This is a genomic window from Streptomyces justiciae (genome assembly GCF_015163075.1).
Lineage (GTDB): Bacteria > Actinomycetota > Actinomycetes > Streptomycetales > Streptomycetaceae > Streptomyces > Streptomyces justiciae.
Window position 1 is genome coordinate 21,845 of record NZ_JADDXU010000025.1, and the last position, 20,861, is coordinate 42,705.

A 20,861-nucleotide genomic window follows, 5' to 3' on the forward strand; every position below is an offset into this window, starting at 1 on the left:
GCCCTCGACGCGAAGGAATCCCCATGACCCCGGCAGAGTTCACCGCCGCCCTCCGCGCCCGCGAGCAACTCCTCGGCTACTGGTGCCTGTTGGACGCGCCCGTGGCCACCGAACGCATCGCCCGGCTCGGTTACGACTACGTCGCCCTGGACGCCCAGCACGGCCTGTTCGGCTACTCCGGCATGCTCAACAACCTCCTCGCCGTCGACTGCCAGGGCTCGACCGCGGTCGGCATGGTCCGGGTGGAGGCCAACGACCCCGCGCCGATCGGCCGGGCCCTGGACGCCGGGGCGACCGGGGTGATCGTGCCCCTGGTCGACACGGCCGCGCAGGCCGCCGACGCCGTCGCCGCCGTCCGCTACCCGCCGCACGGACGCCGCTCCTACGGCCCGATGCGCTCGGCGCTGCGGATCGGCCCCAACCCTGCCGACACCCACGACGCCACCGTCGTCCTCGCCATGATCGAGACGGCGGAAGGGCTCGCCAACGTCGCGGAGATCTGCGCCACCCCGGGCCTCGACGGCATCTACGTCGGCCCCTCCGACCTGCGGATCGCCCTCGGCGGTGCCACCTCCACCGACCCCGCCCTGGCCGACACCTTCGAGGCCGCGCTCGTCACCGTCCGCGAGGCGGCCGCCGCCGCGGGCGTCGCTGCCGGCATCCACAACCCCGACGGCTCCAGCGCCGCCAAACGCCTCGCCGAGGGCTTCACCTTCGCGACCGTCGCCTGCGACCTGGTCCACCTCGAACAGACCGCACGCCAACACCTGACCTCGGCCCGCACCCCTGGAGCCACGCTGTGACGACCGCACTCCTCGACGCCTACACCCGTACCGACACCACCCTGCCCGCGCCGACCGTGCAGAGCCACGCCGCGAACCTCACGGTGCTGCCCGGCGGGGACCTCGGCTGCGTCTGGTTCGGCGGCACGCAGGAAGGCATGGCCGACATCGCCGTATGGTTCGCACGCCTCGCCCCCGGCAGCACAGTCTGGACCGAGCCGGTCCGGCTCTCGGAAGACCCGACCCGTTCCGAGCAGAACCCCATCCTCTTCCCCGCGCCGTCCGGTGCCTTGTGGCTGCTGCACACCGCCCAGCGCGGTGGCGACCAGGACACCGCGGAGGTACGGCTGCGCGTCAGCCATGACGGCGGTGCCACGTGGGACGCGACCCGAACTCTCTTCCCCGCCACGCCCGGTGAGGGCGGGGTCTTCGTCCGCCAGCCACCGGTCGTCCTGCCCACCGGCCGACTGCTGCTGCCGATCTTCCGCTGTGTGGTCATCCCCGGCGAGAAGTGGTCCGGCGATCTCGACACCAGCGCCGTGATGGTCAGCGACGACGAGGGCCGCAGCTGGCGCGAACAGCCCGTGCCCGGCTCGACGGGCCTGGTCCACATGAACGTCCACCGCCTGCACGACGGCACGCTGCTCGCCCTCTACCGCAGCCGCCGCGCCGACCACGTCCACCGCTCCTTGTCGTCGGACGACGGCGACACCTGGAGCGAGCCCGAGCCGCTCGAGGTGCCGAACAACAACTCGTCGATCCAGTACGTCCCGCTGTCCGACGGCCGCCTGGCCCTCGTCTACAACCACAGCAGCGCCGCCGACGCCACGGACCGCCGGGTCTCCCTCTACGACGAGATCGACGACGCGGGCGGACTCACCGACGGCGCCTCGACGACCACCGCGGTGCGCCAGGCCCCCTCGGCCGCGTTCTGGGGCGCGCCGCGCGCTCCGCTCAGCCTCGCGGTGTCTTCCGACGGCGGGCACACGTGGCCCCTGCGCGCCGACCTCGTGACCGGCGACGGTTACTGCCTGACCAACAACTCCCGGGACGGCCTCAACCGCGAGCTGTCGTATCCGTCCGTGACGCAGGCCCCGAACGGTGACCTGCACATCGCGTACACCCACCACCGCAAAGAAATCCGCCACATACAGCTCACGCCGCGGGTCCGGTGACGAACGGCGCCCTGACTACGGATGCAGCTTCTCGCCCTGCGCCAGCATCGCTACGAACTTCTCGATCCGGCGCGCCCGGGTCTCGGCCCTCTTGGCGTCCTGGACGCGGTACAGGATCGCGTAGCGGTTCTGCCCGTCCAGCGTCTCGAAGAACTTCGCCGCGGCTGGGTTCGCGGCCAGGGCTGCCGCGAGATCCTCCGGCACGGTGGCGGTCTTCGCGCCGTCGTAGGCAGCCTCCCAGCGGCCGTCCGCCTTGGCGCGGTCGATCTCGGCCTGTCCCGGCGGCCGCATCCGCCCCTGCTCGATGAGGGCGGTCACCTTGTCCCGGTTGTTCTTGGACCACTTGCTGTTCGGCTTGCGCGGGGTGAACCGCTGCAGCCACCACTGGTCGTCGAACCCGGCCTTCTGGCCGTCGATCCAGCCATAGCAGAGAGCCACGTCGAGCGCCTGGGCGTAATCCAGCGCGACGATCCCCGGGGCCTTCTTGCGCAGCTTGAGCCAGACGCCGGGCGAGACGGCGTGGTTCTCACCGAGCCACGCTTCGAATGCCTCGGCGGATTCGAACGCGACGATCTCCAAGTCCTGAGCCACCCCAGCAGCCAACCACACCCGGCGCGTGGTCCCACCCCCATCGTCAACCGGATAAGTCATCCGCTTATGCTGCATTCAAATGGATACGTTATCCGCTTCAGTGTGACGCCGTACCGCTTCAGCACGCCTCTGCCCGCCACCCGTGCGTCACCAGGAAAGGCCCCGCCATGTCCTTCACCGTCACCGAGGTCCCCGGTCTGCCCGCCGGGTTCACCGACACCTTCACCAGCCGCACCGTCACCACCGACGACGGCCTGACCCTGCACGCCGTCGTCGGCGGCAGCGGCCCCGCCCTGCTGCTCCTGCCCGCCTGGCCCCAGTTCTGGTACAACTGGCGCCTCGTCATGCCCGCCCTGGCCGAGCACTTCACCGTCGTCGCCGCCGACGTCCGCGGCACCGGCGCCAGCGACAAGCCCGCCACCGGCTACGACGGCGCCACCGCCGCCGACGACATGGCCGCCCTCATGACCGGCCTCGGCTTCGACCGCTTCGCCGTCGCCGGCTACGACCACGGCCTCCTCGTCGGCCACGCCCTCGCCTCCAAGCACCGCGACCGCGTCACCCGTCTCGTGGTCGGCGAGGCGATCCTGCCGGGCTTCTCTCCGTCGCCGCCGCTGATGATGGACGCGGCCACCAACGAGTTCCTGTGGCACTTCGCCTTCAACAGCCTCGCCGAGATCAACGACCGCATGGTCGCCGGCCGCGAGGAGATCTACTACGGGCACCAGTTCACCTCCAAGGCCGCCCGCCCCGACGCCATCCCCCAGGACGCCATCGACGTCTACGTCGACGCGCTGCGCGACCCCGGCGCCCGACACGCCAGCTTCGAGGTCTACCGCCAACTCGGCGAGACCGCCGAGCAGTTCCAGCGCTGGCACAAGGAGGACGGCCCGCTGACCGTCCCGGTCCTGGCCATCGGCGGCGAGTACAGCACCGGCACCGCCCCGGCGGAGGACATGCGCAAGGTCGCCACCGACGTCACCGGCATCGTCATACCCGACTCCGGCCACTTCCTCGCCGAAGAAGTCCCCGAGCCCCTCACCAAGGCCCTGCTGGACTTCCTCCGCTGACCCCAACGAGCGGTGGCCGCTCGCACATACGCAAGCGGCCACCGCACCGTCGCTCTAACCCCTACTCGGCGTTCACGACAGTGACGCCGTGAGAGTTGTTGTCGCCGACGAGACCTCACGTCAGCAGCGAAGCAAGCTTGCTCCAGGCCTCCCGCGGAAGGGTCTCTTGTGTTGGTGTGCTGCCGTCCACGATGTGGAGGGCCACGTGGTCCGCGCCCGCGGCGATGTACTCGTCGATGCGGGCACGAATCCGGGTTTCGTCGCCCCAGGCGTAGACCGCGTCGATGAGGCGGTCGCTGCCGCCGTTCGCCAGGTCGTCCTCCGTGAAGCCGTTGCGCAGGAAGTTGTTGGTGTAGTTGGGGAGGGTCAGGTAGATGGCGAGGTAGTCGCGCGCCAGGGCACGGGCTCGGGCCGGATCGGACTCCAGGACCACCTTCAACTCCGGGGCCAGCAGCGGGGTTTCGCCCAGGCGCTCGCGGGACGCGGCCGCGTGGTCGGCGGTGACCAGGTACGGGATGGAGCCGGCGGCGCGGTCCCGGGCGAGGTCGATGGTCTTCGGACCGAGGGCCGCGAGGAGGCGCCGGTCGGCGGAATGGCCCGCCTCGTCCAAGGCGTCCAGGTAGGACACCAAGGCCGAGTAGGGCCGCCGGTACTGCTCCGCGAACCCGGCGTGGCTGACGCCGAGGCCCAGGGCGAAGCGGCCCGGGTGGGCGGAGTCCAGTTCGGCGAAGCTCGCGGCGGAGGCGGCGGGCTCGTGCTCCCAGATGCTCTGGATGCTGGTGCCGACCACGATCCGGGACGTCGCCTCGACCAGCGGGACGGCGTCGCGGGCGGAGGTGTTGCCGCCGAGCCAGAGCGCCCCGTAGCCCAGTTCCTCCAACTCCGCGGCCACCTCCGCCAGTTCACCGTTGCGGGACGGGTCCGAGTAGCGCAGGCCGCTGCTCCAGATGCCGTACCGTCCGACGGTTTCCTTGAGGCTGTCGGTCATGAGTGGCGTTTCCCTCCGGTCGGTGTGCGCTACGGCCGTACACCGACGACAACCGGAGGGTGCCGCCGGATCTTCCCACCCCTGCGCGGGACGGCGTATGCCTGCCCTGTTCACCAGGTGTCCCAGTGGAGCACCTCCTCCCTCGGGATGCGGCGGGCGGGGCGGAAGTCGGTGCCGAGGGTGAACGCCACGGGGATGAACGCCGCCTGCATGACGTCGTCGTAAGGAATCCCGAGGACGCGGGCCGACTCCTTCTCGTGGACGAGGTTGCCAGTGGTCCAGCAACTGCCGAGGCCGCGGGCCCGGGCGGCGAGCATGAAGCTCCACACAGCCGGGAGGATGGAGCCCCATGTCCCGGCCTGCTTCAGGACGGACGCGTCGTCGGTGCGGCCTTCCACACAGGGCACGACGATCGCCGGGACCTCGTGGATGTGCTGGTAGAGATGGACGGCGCCGGAGTAGACCCGCTCCATGTGCGCCACGTCGGCTCGGCGTACGTCCCGTTCGGGGACGGGGTCGGAGACGCCCGGCGTGCGCACGCCGTCTCGCCACACCTCGGCCAGCGCGGCCCGCCGCTCGGGGTCGGTGACGATCACGAAGTGCCAGCGCTGGCGGTTGCGGCCGGTCGGAGCCTGGACCGCCAAGTCCACGCATTCCTCGAGCAGTTGGCGCGGCACGGGCCGGGTGAGGTCAAGGCGGTGCCGGACCGCCCGGGTGGTGGAGAGGAGCTCATCGGAAGACAGGTCGAGAGTCATGCGTTGACCTTCGCGGAGTGCGCGGTGCGGCGACAACGCCGGACTTTCACTGGATGAAAACGCGGGGTGCGAAGTGACCGAGAGCGTTGCCGGGCGGGTCTTCTCGGTGCTGGACGCGTTCGTGGGGGCGCCGGCCACACTACGGCTGACGGAGATCGCCCGCCGGACCGGGCTGCCGGTGCCGACGGCACTGCGGATGGTGCGAGAGCTGGTCGCGTGGGGCGGGCTGGAGCGGGCGACCGACGGCTCGTATCGCCTGGGCACCCGGATTCGCGCCATCGGCGCCGCGGCCCCGTGCCCGCGCGGCCTGCTCGACATCTCGCTCCCCGCCCTCCGAACACTCACAGCCCGCACCGGCGGCCACGCAGACATCGCCGTCCCCTCCGACGGCACGGCCCTGTGTCTGATCAGCGGCCAACGCCTGCCCCTGCACGCCACGTCGGCCGGCAAGATCCTCCTCGCCCACGGCCACGGCCCGCCGACGGAGGTACAGCGTCACACCCGTCACACGGTGACCACCCCGGGCACCCTCGCCACCCAGCTGATCCGCATCAGAGAGACCGGCCTGGCCACGGCCCACGAAGAGTACGCACTGGGTGAACTCTCCTTCGCGGCACCGGTATTGCGGAACGACGAGGCCGTGGCGGCGGTCTTCGTCACCCTGCCCACCAGCGCCCCGCACGTCCGCGTCGACAGCGCCCTCCGCGAGGCGGCCCACACCATCGGCCGAGGACTCGACGCCCCAGCGCGATAGCCGACACTGGAACTCCATGCCGGGAAACGGGCCAGGTCCGCGAGAACGCAGGGGGAGGACGGGCGACCCAGGCTTGGAAGCATCCGGAGCATCCAGACGAAGGTGCGGCCGGCTGCCCAGTCCAGGAGCGGACGGGTCTTCCAGTGCAGTCCGTCCCTCCGGTGGTCGTCGGTGGCGTCCGGCGAGTTCACGACGGGCAGTTTCGGCAGGCCGAGCCAGGGTGCGATGCAGTCGCTACATCAGGCTGCCCCGACACACGTGAGCAATGTCGATGGGCTCTCTGTTCGACGAGTTGGAGTCATGGAAACCGGTACTCGGCGCGATCCCTCGATCAGGAGCCTCATTCCCGAGGCCCAGCGGTAGCGTGATCAGCATGACGGCTGAGGGCGGTACGGCAGAGGGTGAAGTCCTGGTCGGTGGCATGGTGAACGTGGGCGCGGTCGTCCGCCACGGTGCCCTGGTGGAACGCCCGGCGCCGCGCACCGCGCGCGCCCTCCATGCCCACCTCCTCGCGCTCAGGGCGCAGGGGTTCGACGCGGCTCCTAAGCCGATCCGTCTCAGCGACGACGGCCGCGAGCAGCTGTCCTTCGTCCCCGGCGACGTCCCTCTCCCCCCGTTTCCGCGCTGGGCGATGACCGAGGCCGCGTTGAGATCGGTGGGCAGCCTGTTGCGGCGTCTGCACGACGCGAGTGCGGCTATCGCGGTTGACGTATCCGCCGAGTGGCCGCGGTCTCTGTCCGACCCGGAGGGAGGGACGATGCTGTGCCACAACGACGTGTGCCCGGAGAACGTCGTCTTCCGCGACGGGCAGGCCACAGCCCTGATCGATTTCGACCTGGCGGCTCCCGGCCGGCCCGTGTGGGACGTCGCCATGACCGCCCGCTACTGGGTTCCCATGCTCGATGCCACATCCGCGGCCGGGTTCTATCCGGCGGGGCTGGACACCCCGGCACGACTGCGGGTCCTCGCCGACGGCTACGGCCTCTCCCCTCAGGAGCGCGCTGAACTGCCCGGCGTCATCGAACAGGCCACCGCATCCTGCCGGGCCTTCGTCGCTGACCGCGTGGCCCACGGTGACCCCGGCTACGTCCAGGCGCTGTCCGAGCGCGGCGGCTGGCGGCGTTGGGACCGCATCCAGGAGTGGCTGGTGGCTCAACGCGAGGTGTTCACGGCTGCCCTGTTGAAATGAGGGGCACGAGAAATGTCCGCCCTCCTTCAGGGATTCTGTGTTCGTTGCGAGCCTCCGTCAGCCGTGCTTGGCTCGCCCGATGAACCTTCTGTTGACGGCGAGCGGCCTGAGTAACGAGACGCTGAGAGATGCCCTGCGGGACATGCTGGGCAGGCCGTTCGGATCGGCGAACGTCGTGTACGTTCCCACCGCATCGCTCGCCGAGCCAGGCGACCACAGCTGGTTCATCGCCGACATGAACCGGCTGCACGGCCTGGGCTGGCGGGAGTTCGACGTCCTGGAGCTCAACGGCCTGCCCCGGCAGACGGTGCTCGACCGGCTGCTCCACGCCGACGTCATCTACGTCGGGGGCGGCAACCACTACCACCTCGCGCGCAGCATCACCGGCAACGGCCTGGCCGACGGCTTCCTCAAGGCGCTGGAGAGCCGGGTCTACGTGGGATTCAGCGCCGGATCAATGATCTTCAGCCGTCATCTCACCGGCCACTCCGCCGACGTCATCGGCGACACCGCGGACCTCCACGTGCTCGGCACTGCGACCGTGGAGCCGCCGTTCGGGCTCTTCGACTGGTATCTCAAGCCTCACCTGTACTCACCGGACTTCCCCGAGCGGGACGACGCCTGGGCCGATCGCATCGCCGCGCGCGCCGACTTCCCGATCTACTTCATCGACGACGCCACGGCCGTGCGTATCAGGGACGGCGAGCTGGATGTCATCTCCGAAGGCCGGTGGCGGTTCCATCCCTGACCGTCCCCGGACGGGCAGCGCGGCATCCCCGTCACGAGGAGAGAAGTGTCACCTGGCGACCACCAGGTGACCGCTGCCCGCCAGGTGCTTCGGCGGTTCCGAGGCGACGATGTGAGAGCGAGCGATTCGCCTCCGACACACCTCGTGAAACTCCCGCCCCGCGCCGGAAGGACAGGCCATGACCGCCACCGCACCCAAGGCACCCACCGCACCAGGAGTGCGGTCCTGGTGGGGAATCCCGTACGCCACCGCAGAGCGATACCGCCGGCCCGTGGTCGCGGGCTTCGATCCGGACCGCCCCTACGACCGCAAGGGCGTCGTCGCCGTCCAGCCCGACAGCGGCGACTGGCTGGAGGCGGACAGCGGGATGGGCGAGGACTGCCTCAACCTGAACGTGTGGGCCCCCGAACAGCCGACTGCGGACGCACTGCCGGTGGCCGTGTACATCCACGGCGGTGGGTTCGAGTACGGCGCGAACACACAGATCACCTCAAACGCTTCCGGTCTCGCCGCGACGGGCCGCGTCGTCGCCGTGTCGATCAACTACCGGCTCGGTGCCCTGGGCGCCGTCTCGCTGTCGCAGTACGGCGGTGCTCTCGCCGAGGCCAGCAACCTCTGTCTGCAGGACGTCATCGCCGCGCTGACCTGGCTCAAGCAGAACATCGCCTACTTCGGTGGCGACCCCGGCAACGTCACCGTCCACGGCCACAGCGCCGGCGCCTTTTCCACCTTCGGGCTGCTCGGCGCCCCCGCCGCCAACGGCCTGTACCGGCGCCTGGCCGGATTCTCCGGAGGCCCCTCGCGTATCCAGCCGGCCTGGTGGGCCGAGGAACACGCGCACCGGTTCGTCACCGAACTCGGTGTCGCGGACAACCCCGAGAAGCTCCTCGGCCTCGACACGGCCGCGCTGGTGGCCGCCCTGCACAAGGTCACCCCGACCGACATCGGTATCCGCGGGGGGATGCTGAGCACGAGCATCGGCGTCGTTCTGGACGCCGGACAGCCCGGGGCGGTCCTGCGCGCCCACCCCATGGACGTCCTGGCCGCCGGTACGCACCGGGACGTTGACATCCTGCTGAGCGCGGCCAGCGACGAGATGGGCTGGTGGGTGGTGAACACCCCCGAGACATTCGACCCGCACACCGTCGAGGCCGTCGTCGACGAGATCGCGGCCTGGCGCATCCCCCGTACCCGGGCCCAGAAGATCGTCGACGCCTACGACCGGGACGGCCGCACCCCGGCCGAAGTCCGCGCCGCCTACCTCACTGACTACGCCTTCGCCGTCTCGGCAGCCCGCGGCGCTTTGGCCCACGCCGCTGCGGGCGGCAACGCCCACCTCCTCCTGATCGGGCCGTCCGAGGGCGCGCCCGCCGTGCACGGCACCGAGATGTACGCCCTCGTCGGCCAGGAACAACCGGGCCGCAGCGCCGAACAGGCCGAGCGTGACACCCGTATCCGCGACATCGTGCTCGACTTCGCCACCGGCGAGCGGAACCGGCTGTGGCCCGCCGTCATCGACCGCCCCACCGCGGAAGGCGTCGGCAACCTCCCCCTTGAGGCCGGCGCGCACTACCAGGCCGTCCTCGACCGGTACGAGGGCATCGACCGCCCCTGACGGCCAACGGCGTGCGAACTCGACAAGGAGCCGACCATGAGCCACCCCGCACCAGCCGACCCCGCCGCACCGGCGACGATGCGTGCCATCGTCATCACCCGGCCCGGCGGCCTTGACGCTCTGGAGATCAAAGAGGTGCCCGTACCCCCGCGCAAGCCCGGCTGGGTACGTATCAAGGTGAGGGCCTTCGGCGTCAACGAGTCCGAAGTCACCACCCGCAAGGGCGAGTCGGACGCGGAGGTCACCTACCCGCGCACCCCCGGCATCGAGGGCGTCGGCGTCGTCGATGAGGCCGATGCGGACAGCGGGCTGCGCCCGGGGCGGCAGGTCGCGACCATGATGGGCGGCATGGGCCGTTCCTACGACGGCGCCTACGCCCAGTACGTGACGGTCCCCGCTGGTCAGGTCATCCCGTTCGAGACCAGCCTGCCGTGGGACGTGGTCGGCGCGCTGCCGGAGATGTTCCAGACCGCCTACGGCTCCCTGACCCGTGGCCTGGACCTCAGGCCCGGGCAGACGCTGCTCATCCGCGGCGGCACTTCCACGGTGGGGCTGAGCGCGGCGACGATGGCCAAGGAACTCGGCGCCAACGTCATCTCCACCACCCGGAACCCCGAGCGCGCCGACGAACTGCGGGAGATGGGCGTCGACCACCCGATCACGGACGACGGGACGATCGCCGAGAAGGTCCGGGACCTCGCACCGGACGGCGTGGACGCCGCGCTGGAACTCGTGGGCTGCACCGTCTGGCCGGACACCTTCCATTGTGTCCGCGTACACGGCACCGTCTGCTTCACCGGCGCCCTGGGAGGCGGCTGGACCGTCCCCGACTTCACCCCGTTCATGATCCCCAGCGGGGTGCGGCTGACCAGTTACGCGGGCGAGGCCGCCGACCTGCCCGCCCAGGTGTTCCAGCAGCAACTCCAGGCCATCGCCGACGGCCGGCTCAACGTCCCGGTCGCGAAGTCCTACCGTGGTCTGGAGCAGGTGCGCGACGCCCAGGCCGACGTCGAGTCCGGGACGAGGCCAGGCAAGCACGTCGTGGTGCTCGACGGCTGAGACGGAGGGCTTGGACGGCGGTCCAACGCCCCCGCCGCCTTCCCCTCATGAGCTGGTGCCTTCGCCGGCCGCGAACGCGGCCGGAGTCAGACCGGTGCGGTCGCGGAAGAAGCGGCCGAAGTTCGCGGGGTCGGTGAAGCCGAGGTGCACGGCCACGTCCCGCACGGCCCAACGGGCGCCGCGCAGCAGACGCCGGGCTTCCAGCAGACGCCGCTCGTCGATGAGTTCCCGTACCCCCTTGCCGGTGGCGGCCCGGGCGGCGCGGCTGAGAGTGCGGACCGAACAGCCCAGCAGCTCGGCGTAGTCCGCCGCCTGGTGCAGTTCGCGGAAGTGCAGCTCCAGGGCGTCCACGAACCGTCCGTACGTGTCACCGCGCCTCCTGTCGGACGTCGTGTCGGGAGGGGCGACGCCGGCGGAGTTGGCGAGGCGGAGCAGCAGCGATTCGAGCAGGCTGCGCCGCAGGGCGTGGTGGACTTCGAGGGGGCGGCGTCCGAGGGCGCGGTGTTCGTCGAGGAGTTGGAGCGCCGTCTGCTGGAGCCAGACGGTGTCGTCGGGGTGCGGACTCAGTACGGCGGGGGCTTCGTGTGAGGTGAGCGGGGCCAGGAGACGAGCGGTGTCGGCGGTCAGCACGTCCGGCTCGAACAGGATGAACGGGCCGCGGGCGGCGCCGGGCGGATGCCAGCACTGCGCGTGTCCGGGGCGTACCCACAGCCACTGGCCGGGTCCGACGGTCCGCGTGACGTGGTCGACGTCGTGCCGCAGTTCACCTTCGGTGACCAGGATCAGGTAGTGGAAGGTGGCGCGCCCCGGAAGGGGCGGGTTCCACGGCCAGTCGTCGTGCTGGGTGAAGAAGTCCTCGATGAGGCTGACTTCAAGGCCGTACGGAGTGCCGACCGGGGGCTGGAAACCGTACAACGGAACCTCGGCCGATCCGGCCTGTCCGCTCGGGCTGGGGTGTCTCTTGCCGACCATCACATGTCCGCAGCCTACCCCCCTCTTCGTCGGCTTCGAGGGAAGGATGGGACGTGCCGCCAGGACCGCGCGACGTGCACTCCGCGTCCTTGATGCCGCAATCCCGATCCCACCCGAGGAGGGCCCACCCCCATGGACGGACCGACCCTGCACAAGACCGCTGCCGACTGCGCGGAAGAACTTCCCGGGGCCCAGCTGGAGCACCCTTTCGGCCCCGACTGGGAGGTGTTCAAGGTACGCGGCAAGGTGTTCATGCTGATGACAGACGTCCCCGGCCGACCTGTCGTGATCCTCAAGGCGGACCCTGGTGAGGCCCTCGCTCTGCGGGAACACAACAGCCACATCACTCCCGGTTATCACATGAACAAGAAGCACTGGATCACGCTGGAGGGCGGAGACGGCGTCGGCAAGGAACTCGTCCGGGAACTCGTCACCGACTCCTACCTGCTCGTCGTCGATCACCTGCCCAAGGCCCACCAACCCGTCGACCCGCACACCTATGGCAAAGGCACACAGGTGTCCCGGTGAGCGCGACCGTGACAGGCTCCTCCCCTGGACCACATCACCAGGAGGAACCAGTGCCATCCGCGCAGCCACTCACCCCCGAGGAGAAACTTGCCGACGCGAAGCGGCAGTTGGGCCTCCCCCGTATCGTCGTGATCTGCGGCTCCACCCGTTTCATGACCGAGATGGCCGAGGCGGATCTGCGGGAGACCACAGCCGGAAGGATTGTCGTCAAGCCGGGTTGCGACCTGAAGTCGCCGCACGAGCTCTGGTCCGATCCGGTCGAGGCCGAGGCGCTGAAGGTCCGACTCGACGATCTGCACCGGGCGAAGATCCGGCTCGCTGATGAGGTGCTCGTGATCGGCGACTACATCGGAGACAGCACCCGAGCCGAAATCGCCTACGCCCGGTCGCTGGGCAGGCCCGTGCGGTTCACGCACCCCGAAGTCGACCCTGTTTCACACAAGTCGGACGACGGCAGGCGCGACACCTGACGTGCGCGCCTGCCGCGTTGCGGCCTGTCAGTCCTTCGGTGCGACGCGGATACGGTTCCCGTCAGGATCGGCCGCTACGAAGGTCAGCCCGAACCCCGCGTCATGAGGCTCGCGCAGGATCGTGACCCCCTTGGACTTCCACTGCTCGAAGATCGCGTCGATCTCGTCGGGTCCACCGTCGACGGCCAGGCACACCTCACCGGTGCGCGGGACGTCCGGTGACAGGTCCTCGAACTGGCCGGACCACAGACCGAGGTCTGCGCCTGGTCCGAGGTCGAAGGTGATGTATCCGGGAGTCTCGAACGAGGGGCTCATGCCGAGGAGGTCGCCGTAGAAACGCGCTGCGGCGGGGGCGTCGTTCACGTAGACGATGGACACGACGGATGTGGTCATGGTTGGTCCTTCTCGCAGGTCGGAGGTACGCGTTCACCAGCCTGACCGGGATATGCGCCGCATCCTGTCGCAATTCCCTGAAAAAATCGGTGGGTGACCCCAGACCGCTTCTTCAGCCTGATGGTGCTCCTCACATCGAGGGAGGCCGTGACCACTCAGGAACTCGCCTCGGCGCTCGGGGTGTCCCTTCGCACCATCACCCGGGACCTGAACTGGCTCCGCGACGCCGGTCTGCCGGTCACCGCACACCGCGGCCGCCTCGGCGGCGTGACCATGCTGCCCGGCTCCGGACTCGACCTCACGCGACTCACACCGGTCGAGCGGGATCACCTGTCGCTCACCGGGCTGGACGAGAAGCAACGGGCGGAACTCAACGCATCGGCCGAGACCCGGCGCGCGCTCTCCAAGCTCGCAGCCGCACAGACGCGTCGAGTCGACGAGCTCCTGCCACTCACCGACGTAGTGCACGTGGACAGCCGCCCGTGGCGTCGGACACGACCTTCCGGCACGACTCCGGCTTCGCTGATCGGCGCAGTGCGTCGAGGTCACCGGCTACGGATCGAGTACGCCAGCCCACGCGCGTCATGCCCACGCGACCTGGTCGTTGATCCCTACGGGCTGTTCGCCAAGGCCGGCATCTGGTACCTCGTCGCCGACTGCGCCCGAGAGCCACGGATGTACCGACTTGAACGGATCAGGACGTGGCAGGAAGTGGACCAGCCACGACGGATCCGCGAGAACGAGACCCTGGCCGCCGTCGCCGCGGCGCTCGTCGATCAGTGGGACCACAACCACGTGATAGAGGTCAGCGCCACCATCGACCAGTCCCAGATCGAACGAGCGCAACGGATCTTCGGCCTACGACTCGTCCGGGACGACGATGACGCATCCACCACCGGCCACAAGGTGACGATCCGCTTCCCGCATCTGGAGGACGTGCGAGCACTGCTGCCGTTCGGGAGCACCATCACCGTGCACGGCCCCACCGAAGCCAGGGCTCACCTCCGCGACCTCGCCACCGATCTCGCCCACCACTATGCGCCGTCACCAACGTCCTGACCGCAACACCTAGTTGTCGCAGGGAGTGGTGGGGTCGGAGCGATATTGCCTGGCGGGCCGGTGTGACGTCGGGCAGGGTGCCGGGGGATGAATGATGAGGACGAGATGTTCTACGCCCACCACGACTGTGTCGAGGGCCTGCTGCAACGAGGTCGCGGCCTCGGCGCGATACGCGCGCTCCAAGTACCCGAGGAATCCGCCGAGTTCGTCTATGACGCGATCCGCCGGGACTGGCGCTGGCACGCGGCCGACGACCGATCCGTCTACCTGGCGCGGCTGGTCCAGGAGTTGGAACTGTCCCTCTCCCCCATCCTGAGTCAGCTGGCGGCGGACGAGGAGGCCTGTCTGCGGGCCTGCGAGGTGCTGGAACTCCTGGCTCTCACCGGCTCGGAGGAGGCCCGGGAGGGCCTGCGGGCGTATGGCCGGGAGGGGCGGTACTGGCACCGTGTGATGGAGTCGGTGGTGCCGGGCTGTACGCCTGTTCCGCGGCCCTCCCTGGACCAGCTCAGCACCGCGGAGCTTCTCGGCCTGCTGGCCGACGACCGCGGACAAGTGGAGACGAAGTGCGATGCCTTGCGCGCGCTCATCAGCCGGCAGCCGACCGAGGAACTGATCCCGCTGGTCCCCTCGTTGGGCACCCCGGACGGGCACCGGATGCTGACCCTGATCACGCACGCTGTGGAGCGCCTCGGCGCCGCTGCCGTACCCGCAGCCAAGGGCTGGGTCCGGGACAAGCGCCCCTGGCTGGCCCAGTTGGGGGCGCAGGTCCTGGCCGACCACCCCAGCCCTGAGGCGCTGCCGGAACTCGTGCAGGAGCTTGCCGGGCAGTGGGCGACGCGGACTTGGTGCGGTCCCGACCGCACGGCCCGGCGGCTGGCCCGGTTCGGGCCCGACGCCGCCGCGGCAGCCCCCTACCTGCGACGCTTCTGGCTGCGCACCCCGCACTCCTACGAGCGAGCCGCCTATCTCCAGGCCCTCGTCGCCATCGATCCGCACGGCCTCGACTACGCCCTCACCGAATCCCTGTGGGACTGCGAAGAGCCCGCCCGGCTCCTCGCGATCACCTCAGCGCCCGCCAGCATGGAAGCCCTGGCACGCATCGCGATCCTGCGCGACGACCCGGCAGAGACTGCCGAGGTACGCGCCGCAGCACGCGCACGCCTGGCCTCACCCACCGGCTCGGGTCAGCCCTAGCTGCGGCGGGCGGCCCAGTGCGCTGTCCCCACGTCCGCAGGCAGCAGCCCCAGCAACACATGAATCAACACTCATATGGACATGGATTTCATTTCTATCTACGGTGGGAGGGCACCGACTCGGCGAGCGCTCAGGGGGTGATGTGCCATGGGCGGCCGGCCCACCCGGCAGCGGAAGGCGGTGTCGCACGCGCTCACGCAGTACGAGGACTTCGTGTCCGCCCAGGAGTTGCACGGCCTGCTGGTCGAGGACGGCCACGGCATCGGCCTGACCACGGTCTACCGCGCCCTGCGGGACCTGGAGGCGGAGGGCGGCGTGGACGTCGTACGGGATGAGGCGGGCGGGCGTCGGTACCGGCGGCGGCCGACCGACGGGCACCGCCACTACCTGCTGTGCCGCGACTGCGGACAGAGCCGGCCGGTCGACTCCGAGGTCGTGGAGGAGTGGGCGGCCGGCATCGCCGCCGCCACCGGCTACGCCGCCGTCGAGCACACCGTCGAACTCACCGGCATCTGCACCGACTGCCGACCCGCCGGGGACGAAGGAGCACCGACATGCCATGGCAACCCCTGGGAGCGCGACCCGGACGTCCCGGGCCCAGCACGCAGCTTCGCGCACTGAAGGACACCGTGCGCGTCCTGCTCGACCTCGACGACGACACCGCCGTCATGATCCGTCAACTCACCTGCACCGAACCGGGCTGCCCGCCGGTGGAGACCGTCGTCGCCGTGCTGCCCATGCAAGGCGAGGCACGCCGCTGGACGCTCCACCGGCCCGCCGACGAGATCACCGAGGACGACCTGCGAGCCGTCCTGCTCACCGACCCACCGCACTGACCGATCGCACTGACCGATCGCACTGACTGCCTACACCCACTCATCGCACCGACAGGAGCCAGCCTTGCCCCGCACCGACCCCACCTCACCGCGTGACGAACGCGTACCCGTCACCGTCCTCACCGGCTTCCTCGGCTCCGGCAAGACCACCCTTCTCAACCGCATCCTCACCGAGCAGCACGGCCTGAAGATCGCCGTCATCGAGAACGAGTTCGGCGAGGTCGGCATCGACGACGCGCTCGTGCTCGACGCCGAGGAGGAGATCTTCGAGATGAACAACGGGTGCATCTGCTGCACCGTGCGCGGCGATCTCATCCGTATCCTGGGCGCGTTGATGCGCCGACGGGAGAAGTTCGACCACATCCTCATCGAGACCACCGGCCTCGCCGACCCGGCGCCCGTCGCGCAGACCTTCTTCATGGACGACGAGATCGCCGCCCAGCTGCGCCTGGACGCGATCGTCACCCTCGTCGACGCGGCCCATGTCCTCCAGCACCTGGACGAGGTCAAGCCCGAGGGCGTGGAGAACGAGGCGGTCGAACAGATCGCGTTCGCCGACCGGATCGTGCTCAACAAGACCGACCTCGCCGACGAGAGGACGATCGCCGAGGTCGAGCAGCGCGTACGGGCCATTAACGCGCCGGTGCAGATCCTGCGCGCCCGGCATGCCGCGATCGACCTCCACCAGGTCCTGGACGTCGGCGCGTTCGACCTGGAGCGGGTGCTCGGCGACGACCCGTCCTTCCTCACCGAGACCGAGCACCAGCACGACACCACCGTTACCTCGGTCGGCATCGAGATCGACGGCGAGCTCGACGAGAGCCGCCTCAACGCCTGGCTCGGCAACCTGCTGCGCACCAAGGGCGTCGACCTCTTCCGCTCCAAGGGCATCCTCGCCCTCGCCGGCGCGCCGAAGCAGTACGTCTTCCAGGGCGTTCACATGCTGTTGGACGGCAGTTTCGGGCGGGACTGGCGGGATGGCGAAGTGCGCCGCAACCGGCTGGTGTTCATCGGTCGGAACCTCGACCGTGAGGCACTGGAGCGCGGTTTCGCCGACTGCCTGGCCACGGCGGGAGCGGTCGCGTGAGTACGGCTGTGCAGGCGCCGCCCGCCTGGGACGTCGCCGTCGACGACGCGCCGGTCGCGATCAGCGCGCGCGGTGACCTCGTGGCGGTTGCCGGGGCGGAGGGGACGGTGAAGGTCCTGGACGCGGCATTGGGCGCCGAGATCGGTGCGCTGGAGCTGCCCGGCGGCGCGCTGCGGGTCGAACTGGCCCCGGACGCACGGCACTTGGTGGCCACTGGTCCGATGGGGTATGCGCTGTGGCGGCGCACCGACGGCCGTACGACGGTGCGGGAGTCCGGCGCCTGGTCGGCGGCCGCCGCGTGGGCGGGCCCGGCGCGGATGGCCGTGGCCGTGGGCCGACGCGCGCTCGTACTCGACGCGGACGGGGGCGAGTTGTGGCGCACCGAGCCCGCCGCGTCCACCGTCACCGACCTCGCCTGGCTGCGTCAGGGACGGCGTCTGGCCGTCGCCGCGTACGGAGCCGTGCTCGGTCATGAACGGCACACCGGGCAACCGGTGGTGACCTACCCCTACGTCGGCTCGCATCTGGCGCTCGCGGTCGCACCGACGGGAAAGTGGATCTGCAGTGGCAATCAGGACGCCTCCATCCACATCTGGCGCACCCGCGACGGCAGCGAACTGACCATGTCCGGCTATCCGGAGAAGGTCTCCCGCCTCGCCTTCGACGACACCGGCTTCTGGCTCGCCGCTGACGGGGCACCGGATGTGACGGTGTGGGACTTCTCCGGCCAGGGCCCGGCGGGCACTGCTCCGCGCTCGCTGCGCTGCCACGAGACCGTCACCGCATTGGCCTGGCGGCCGGGCGCGGCCGGGCAGTTGGCCAGCGGCGGCGCGGACGGGACCGTAGCCCTGTGGCACGCCACCGCCGGGCGGCCGCAGCAACTCCTGCGTCCTGCCCGGGAGTTGGAAGGGAACGGTTCGCCGGTCGCCGCGCTCGCCTGGGCCGGGCCGCATCTGCTGTCCGTCGCCTGGCGTGACGGCCGGGTACGGACGTACGGGGTGCCGTCCCGGACCGAGCTGTGAACCGTTCGGTGATCCGGGCGGCCGCGCCCCGGCCCTGCACGCTCGTCGTGTGCCGGGGCTGTTGCTGTGGCAACCCGCGCAAGTACCCAGCGACCGATCACGCCTGGCAGCTCGACCGATTGCGGGCCGGCGCGGCCGAGCATGGCTTCGCCGTCCGTACGACGGACTGCCTCGGCCCCTGCGACCAGGCCAACGTCATCGTCGTCCAGCCCTCCACCGCCGGCCGGCGGGCGGGAGGCCGTGCCGTGTGGATCGGCTTCGCGATGGACGACGACTGCCCGGATGATCTGCTCGACTGGGCGGCGGGCGGCCCCGGTGTGGCCGAGCCGCCGGCCACGCTGACGCTGCAGTTCATCCGCCCGCCGCGCGAGGCCCGCACGCGTGCACGCCGGTGACCACGGCGAGGGCGGCCGCGACATCCTCGCGGCCGCCCGGCTCGACGCGGCCATCGCCGCCTCCGTCACCGCCACACTCCAGGCGCTGGCCACACCGTCGCGGCCGCTGATCCTCACCGCGCTGCGCCACCGCGCGCCTGGTCGGCGAACTGGCCGCCGCCGTCGGCATGGAGCAGTCCGCCGTGCCCCATCAGCTGCGCCTGCTGCGCGCTCTCGGTCTGGTCATCGGCCGCCGCGACGGCCGGCCGCCCCAGTCAACAATTGGCAACGATTTTCAATAGAGGCCCCTCTGGGCGCACTATTGGAAACGATTTTCATCTAGCGTGTGCCGGGACAGCACCCCCACCACCCCATCCGGAGAACTCCCATGCCCATGCCCCCGTCCCGGCGCCTCGCCCTGATCACCGGCGCTTCCCTGGCCCTCCTGACTGGTTGCGGCAGTTCGTCGGACTCGGCGAGCGACACGCAGACCCCCGCCGCCGCGACCACGATCCCGGTCGTGGCCTCGACCAACGTCTACGGCGACATCGCCCGCCAGATAGGCGCCGGCAAGGTCGACGTCACCTCGATCATCAACGACCCGAGCCAGGACCCGCACTCCTACGAGGCCAACACCCAGAACCAACTCGCCCTGTCCAAGGCCAAGGTCGTCATCGAGAACGGCGGCGGCTACGACGACTTCATCGACAAGATGCTGGACAGCGGCGGCAACTCCTCCGCCGAACTCATCAACGCCGTCAAGATCTCCGGCAAGACCGCCCCCAAGGGCGGCGAACTCAACGAGCACGTCTGGTACGACTTCCCGACGGCCGCGAAGATCGCCGACAGCATCGCCGCCGCCCTCGCCAAGGCCGACCCCGCGAACGCCGCCACCTTCACCAAGAACGCCGCGGCCTTCAAAAGCCGGCTCCAGCCGCTGGAGGCGAAGGAGGCGCAGATCAAGAAGGCGCACGGCGGAGAGGCGATCGCCATCACCGAGCCCGTACCGCTGTACATGATCGAGGCGAGCGGACTGGTCAACAGGACTCCGCAGGAGTTCAGCGAGGCCATCGAGGAGAGCGACGATGTCTCCCCCAAGACACTTCAGTCCACGCTGGCACTGTTCACCGGCAAGCAGGTCAAGGCACTCGTCTACAACGAGCAGACCTCCGGCCCCCAGACCGAGAAGGTCGAGCAGGCGTCGAAGACGGCCGGCATCCCCGTCGTCCCCGTCACCGAGACCCTGCCCAAGGGCAAGGACTACCTCGGCTGGATGACCGACAACGTCGACGCGCTCGCGAACGCGCTGGACAAGTGAGGCCACGCACCATGCCCCCGCTCCCCCGGCCCCGAACACCCGACACACCGGTGATCAGCCTGCGCGACGCCGCCCTGTCGTACGGCGACCGCACGGTGTGGCGCGGTGTCGAACTCGACGTACGGCCCGGGGAGTTCCTCGCCGTGCTGGGCCCGAACGGAGCGGGCAAGACCAGCTTCGTGCGGGCCCTGCTGGGTCAACAGCCGCTGTCCGCCGGGACCTTGACCGTCCTCGGCCGACCGGCCCGCGAGGCGAGCCGGCACATCGGATACGTTCCCCAGCAGGCCGCCCTCTCCGCCCAGGCGATGCTGCGCGCCCGCGACCTCGTCCGCTTCGGCATCGACGGCCACCACTTCGGGCCACGCCTGCGAACGGCCGCCGTCCACCGCCGAGTCGACGAGATTCTCGCCGCGGTCGGCGCCTCGGCCTACGCGGACGTCCCCCTCGGCCTGCTGTCCGGCGGTGAGCGCCAGCGCGTACGCATCGGCCAGGCCCTGGCGACCGACCCCCGCATCCTGCTGTGCGACGAGCCACTGCTCTCCCTGGACCTGCACCACCAACGGGCCGTGACCGAACTCGTCGACGCCCGGCGCCGCTCCCACGACACGGCGGTCGTCTTCGTGACCCACGAGATCAACCCTGTGCTCGACCTGGTGGACCGCGTGCTGTACCTGGCACGCGGCGGCCATCGCATCGGCACACCGCAGGAGGTCCTCACCTCCGAATCGCTGTCCCGGCTGTACGGCACCCGGGTCGACGTCGTCCGCGTGCACGGCCGGGTGGTGGTCGTCGGCGTACCCGACGAACCCCTCGCCCCCGCCCCACCGCACCACGCCCCCGTCCGGGACGGAGTCCGCCTGTGACGACGCTCGCCGACGGCAT

The 20,861-nt window shown here is 70.2% G+C and carries 24 protein-coding genes and 1 pseudogene; 20 read left to right on the forward strand and 5 right to left on the reverse strand.

All coding sequences use genetic code 11. The annotated features are described in order from the left end of the window. The first annotated feature begins 23 nt into the window (after window positions 1–23). Window positions 24–803 carry an HpcH/HpaI aldolase family protein gene (locus IQ210_RS42010; RefSeq protein ID WP_194084525.1) on the forward strand — a complete coding sequence of 260 codons (780 nt, stop codon included), beginning with the start codon at window positions 24–26 and terminating at the stop codon, window positions 801–803. After that, window positions 800–1,957: a sialidase family protein gene (locus IQ210_RS42015; protein WP_194084526.1), complete on the forward strand. Its 1,158-nt coding sequence runs from the start codon at window positions 800–802 to the stop codon at window positions 1,955–1,957. The genes IQ210_RS42010 and IQ210_RS42015 overlap by 4 nt, the downstream gene beginning before the upstream one ends. 15 nt (window positions 1,958–1,972) lie before the next feature. Here IQ210_RS42015 and IQ210_RS42020 read toward each other — a convergent pair whose 3' ends face one another. After that, on the reverse strand, window positions 1,973–2,566 hold the full coding sequence (locus IQ210_RS42020) for a YdeI/OmpD-associated family protein (RefSeq protein WP_322658130.1): 594 nt from the start codon (window positions 2,564–2,566) through the stop codon (window positions 1,973–1,975). Window positions 2,567–2,715: 149 nt separating this feature from the next. Here IQ210_RS42020 and IQ210_RS42025 point away from each other — a divergent pair, with 149 nt between their 5' ends. Next, entirely contained in the window at window positions 2,716–3,618 is a 903-nt protein-coding gene (locus IQ210_RS42025; RefSeq protein ID WP_194084528.1) for an alpha/beta fold hydrolase, read from the forward strand. A 115-nt stretch (window positions 3,619–3,733) separates the two neighbouring features. On the opposite strand, the gene IQ210_RS42030 is transcribed toward IQ210_RS42025, so the two are convergent. Next, entirely contained in the window at window positions 3,734–4,606 is an 873-nt protein-coding gene (locus IQ210_RS42030) for an LLM class F420-dependent oxidoreductase (RefSeq protein WP_194084529.1), read from the reverse strand. Window positions 4,607–4,716: 110 nt separating this feature from the next. Next, window positions 4,717–5,361: a nitroreductase family protein gene (locus IQ210_RS42035; RefSeq protein ID WP_194084530.1), complete on the reverse strand. Its 645-nt coding sequence runs from the start codon at window positions 5,359–5,361 to the stop codon at window positions 4,717–4,719. Between the two features lie 73 nt (window positions 5,362–5,434). Here IQ210_RS42035 and IQ210_RS42040 point away from each other — a divergent pair, with 73 nt between their 5' ends. The 5 genes from IQ210_RS42040 to IQ210_RS42060 all read left to right on the forward strand — a co-directional run bounded on the left by IQ210_RS42040 (window position 5,435) and on the right by IQ210_RS42060 (window position 10,726). Further along, entirely contained in the window at window positions 5,435–6,115 is a 681-nt protein-coding gene (locus IQ210_RS42040) for an IclR family transcriptional regulator (protein ID WP_194084531.1), read from the forward strand. A gap of 373 nt (window positions 6,116–6,488) precedes the next feature. Further along, entirely contained in the window at window positions 6,489–7,304 is an 816-nt protein-coding gene (locus tag IQ210_RS42045) for a phosphotransferase (protein WP_194084532.1), read from the forward strand. Window positions 7,305–7,383: 79 nt separating this feature from the next. Continuing rightward, window positions 7,384–8,052 (forward strand): Type 1 glutamine amidotransferase-like domain-containing protein, encoded by a 669-nt coding sequence (locus tag IQ210_RS42050; RefSeq protein WP_194084533.1) that lies wholly within the window; start codon window positions 7,384–7,386, stop codon window positions 8,050–8,052. 178 nt (window positions 8,053–8,230) lie between these two features. Further along, window positions 8,231–9,667 carry a carboxylesterase family protein gene (locus tag IQ210_RS42055; protein WP_194084534.1) on the forward strand — a complete coding sequence of 479 codons (1,437 nt, stop codon included), beginning with the start codon at window positions 8,231–8,233 and terminating at the stop codon, window positions 9,665–9,667. A 36-nt stretch (window positions 9,668–9,703) separates the two neighbouring features. Beyond that, entirely contained in the window at window positions 9,704–10,726 is a 1,023-nt protein-coding gene (locus tag IQ210_RS42060) for a zinc-binding dehydrogenase (RefSeq protein ID WP_407699745.1), read from the forward strand. Between the two features lie 45 nt (window positions 10,727–10,771). Here IQ210_RS42060 and IQ210_RS42065 read toward each other — a convergent pair whose 3' ends face one another. Next, window positions 10,772–11,701, reverse strand: a complete 930-nt coding sequence (locus tag IQ210_RS42065; protein WP_322658113.1) for a helix-turn-helix domain-containing protein — start codon at window positions 11,699–11,701, stop codon at window positions 10,772–10,774. A gap of 129 nt (window positions 11,702–11,830) precedes the next feature. On the opposite strand from IQ210_RS42065, the gene IQ210_RS42070 reads away from it, so the two are divergent. Both IQ210_RS42070 and IQ210_RS42075 read left to right on the forward strand, forming a co-directional pair. Next, complete coding sequence (locus IQ210_RS42070) at window positions 11,831–12,226, forward strand: MmcQ/YjbR family DNA-binding protein (RefSeq protein WP_194084536.1); 396 nt, start codon at window positions 11,831–11,833, stop codon at window positions 12,224–12,226. A 50-nt stretch (window positions 12,227–12,276) separates the two neighbouring features. Beyond that, complete coding sequence (locus tag IQ210_RS42075; protein WP_194084613.1) at window positions 12,277–12,696, forward strand: hypothetical protein; 420 nt, start codon at window positions 12,277–12,279, stop codon at window positions 12,694–12,696. A gap of 27 nt (window positions 12,697–12,723) precedes the next feature. Here the strand turns inward: IQ210_RS42075 and IQ210_RS42080 are convergent, their stop codons facing one another. Further along, window positions 12,724–13,089 (reverse strand): VOC family protein, encoded by a 366-nt coding sequence (locus IQ210_RS42080; protein ID WP_194084537.1) that lies wholly within the window; start codon window positions 13,087–13,089, stop codon window positions 12,724–12,726. A 93-nt stretch (window positions 13,090–13,182) separates the two neighbouring features. Between IQ210_RS42080 and IQ210_RS42085 the strand changes: the two genes are divergently transcribed. The 10 genes and pseudogenes from IQ210_RS42085 (at window position 13,183) to IQ210_RS42130 (ending at window position 20,842) form a co-directional block, all read left to right on the forward strand. Then, the gene (locus tag IQ210_RS42085) at window positions 13,183–14,148 is read left to right on the forward strand and encodes a helix-turn-helix transcriptional regulator (RefSeq protein WP_194084538.1); all 966 of its coding nucleotides are present in this window, start codon (window positions 13,183–13,185) and stop codon (window positions 14,146–14,148) included. Between the two features lie 87 nt (window positions 14,149–14,235). Further along, window positions 14,236–15,342, forward strand: a complete 1,107-nt coding sequence (locus IQ210_RS42090; protein ID WP_194084539.1) for a hypothetical protein — start codon at window positions 14,236–14,238, stop codon at window positions 15,340–15,342. A gap of 147 nt (window positions 15,343–15,489) precedes the next feature. After that, complete coding sequence (locus tag IQ210_RS42095) at window positions 15,490–15,963, forward strand: Fur family transcriptional regulator (RefSeq protein WP_194084540.1); 474 nt, start codon at window positions 15,490–15,492, stop codon at window positions 15,961–15,963. Window positions 15,964–15,971: 8 nt separating this feature from the next. Further along, window positions 15,972–16,178, forward strand: coding sequence for a hypothetical protein (locus IQ210_RS42100; RefSeq protein ID WP_228049477.1), 207 nt, complete (start codon window positions 15,972–15,974; stop codon window positions 16,176–16,178). A gap of 64 nt (window positions 16,179–16,242) precedes the next feature. Next, window positions 16,243–17,265, forward strand: coding sequence for a CobW family GTP-binding protein (locus IQ210_RS42105; protein WP_194084542.1), 1,023 nt, complete (start codon window positions 16,243–16,245; stop codon window positions 17,263–17,265). After that, window positions 17,262–18,287, forward strand: a complete 1,026-nt coding sequence (locus IQ210_RS42110; RefSeq protein WP_194084543.1) for a WD40 repeat domain-containing protein — start codon at window positions 17,262–17,264, stop codon at window positions 18,285–18,287. The genes IQ210_RS42105 and IQ210_RS42110 overlap by 4 nt, the downstream gene beginning before the upstream one ends. Beyond that, window positions 18,284–18,682, forward strand: a complete 399-nt coding sequence (locus IQ210_RS42115) for a (2Fe-2S) ferredoxin domain-containing protein (protein ID WP_322658114.1) — start codon at window positions 18,284–18,286, stop codon at window positions 18,680–18,682. The genes IQ210_RS42110 and IQ210_RS42115 overlap by 4 nt, the downstream gene beginning before the upstream one ends. Next, window positions 18,669–18,927, forward strand: a pseudogene (locus IQ210_RS42120) (ArsR/SmtB family transcription factor); the annotation flags it as partial. The gene IQ210_RS42115 and the pseudogene IQ210_RS42120, both read left to right, overlap by 14 nt. Before the next feature lie 122 nt (window positions 18,928–19,049). After that, entirely contained in the window at window positions 19,050–19,979 is a 930-nt protein-coding gene (locus tag IQ210_RS42125; RefSeq protein WP_194084544.1) for a metal ABC transporter solute-binding protein, Zn/Mn family, read from the forward strand. Window positions 19,980–19,990: 11 nt separating this feature from the next. Further along, window positions 19,991–20,842, forward strand: a complete 852-nt coding sequence (locus IQ210_RS42130; RefSeq protein ID WP_194084545.1) for a metal ABC transporter ATP-binding protein — start codon at window positions 19,991–19,993, stop codon at window positions 20,840–20,842. Window positions 20,843–20,861 lie beyond the last annotated feature (19 nt).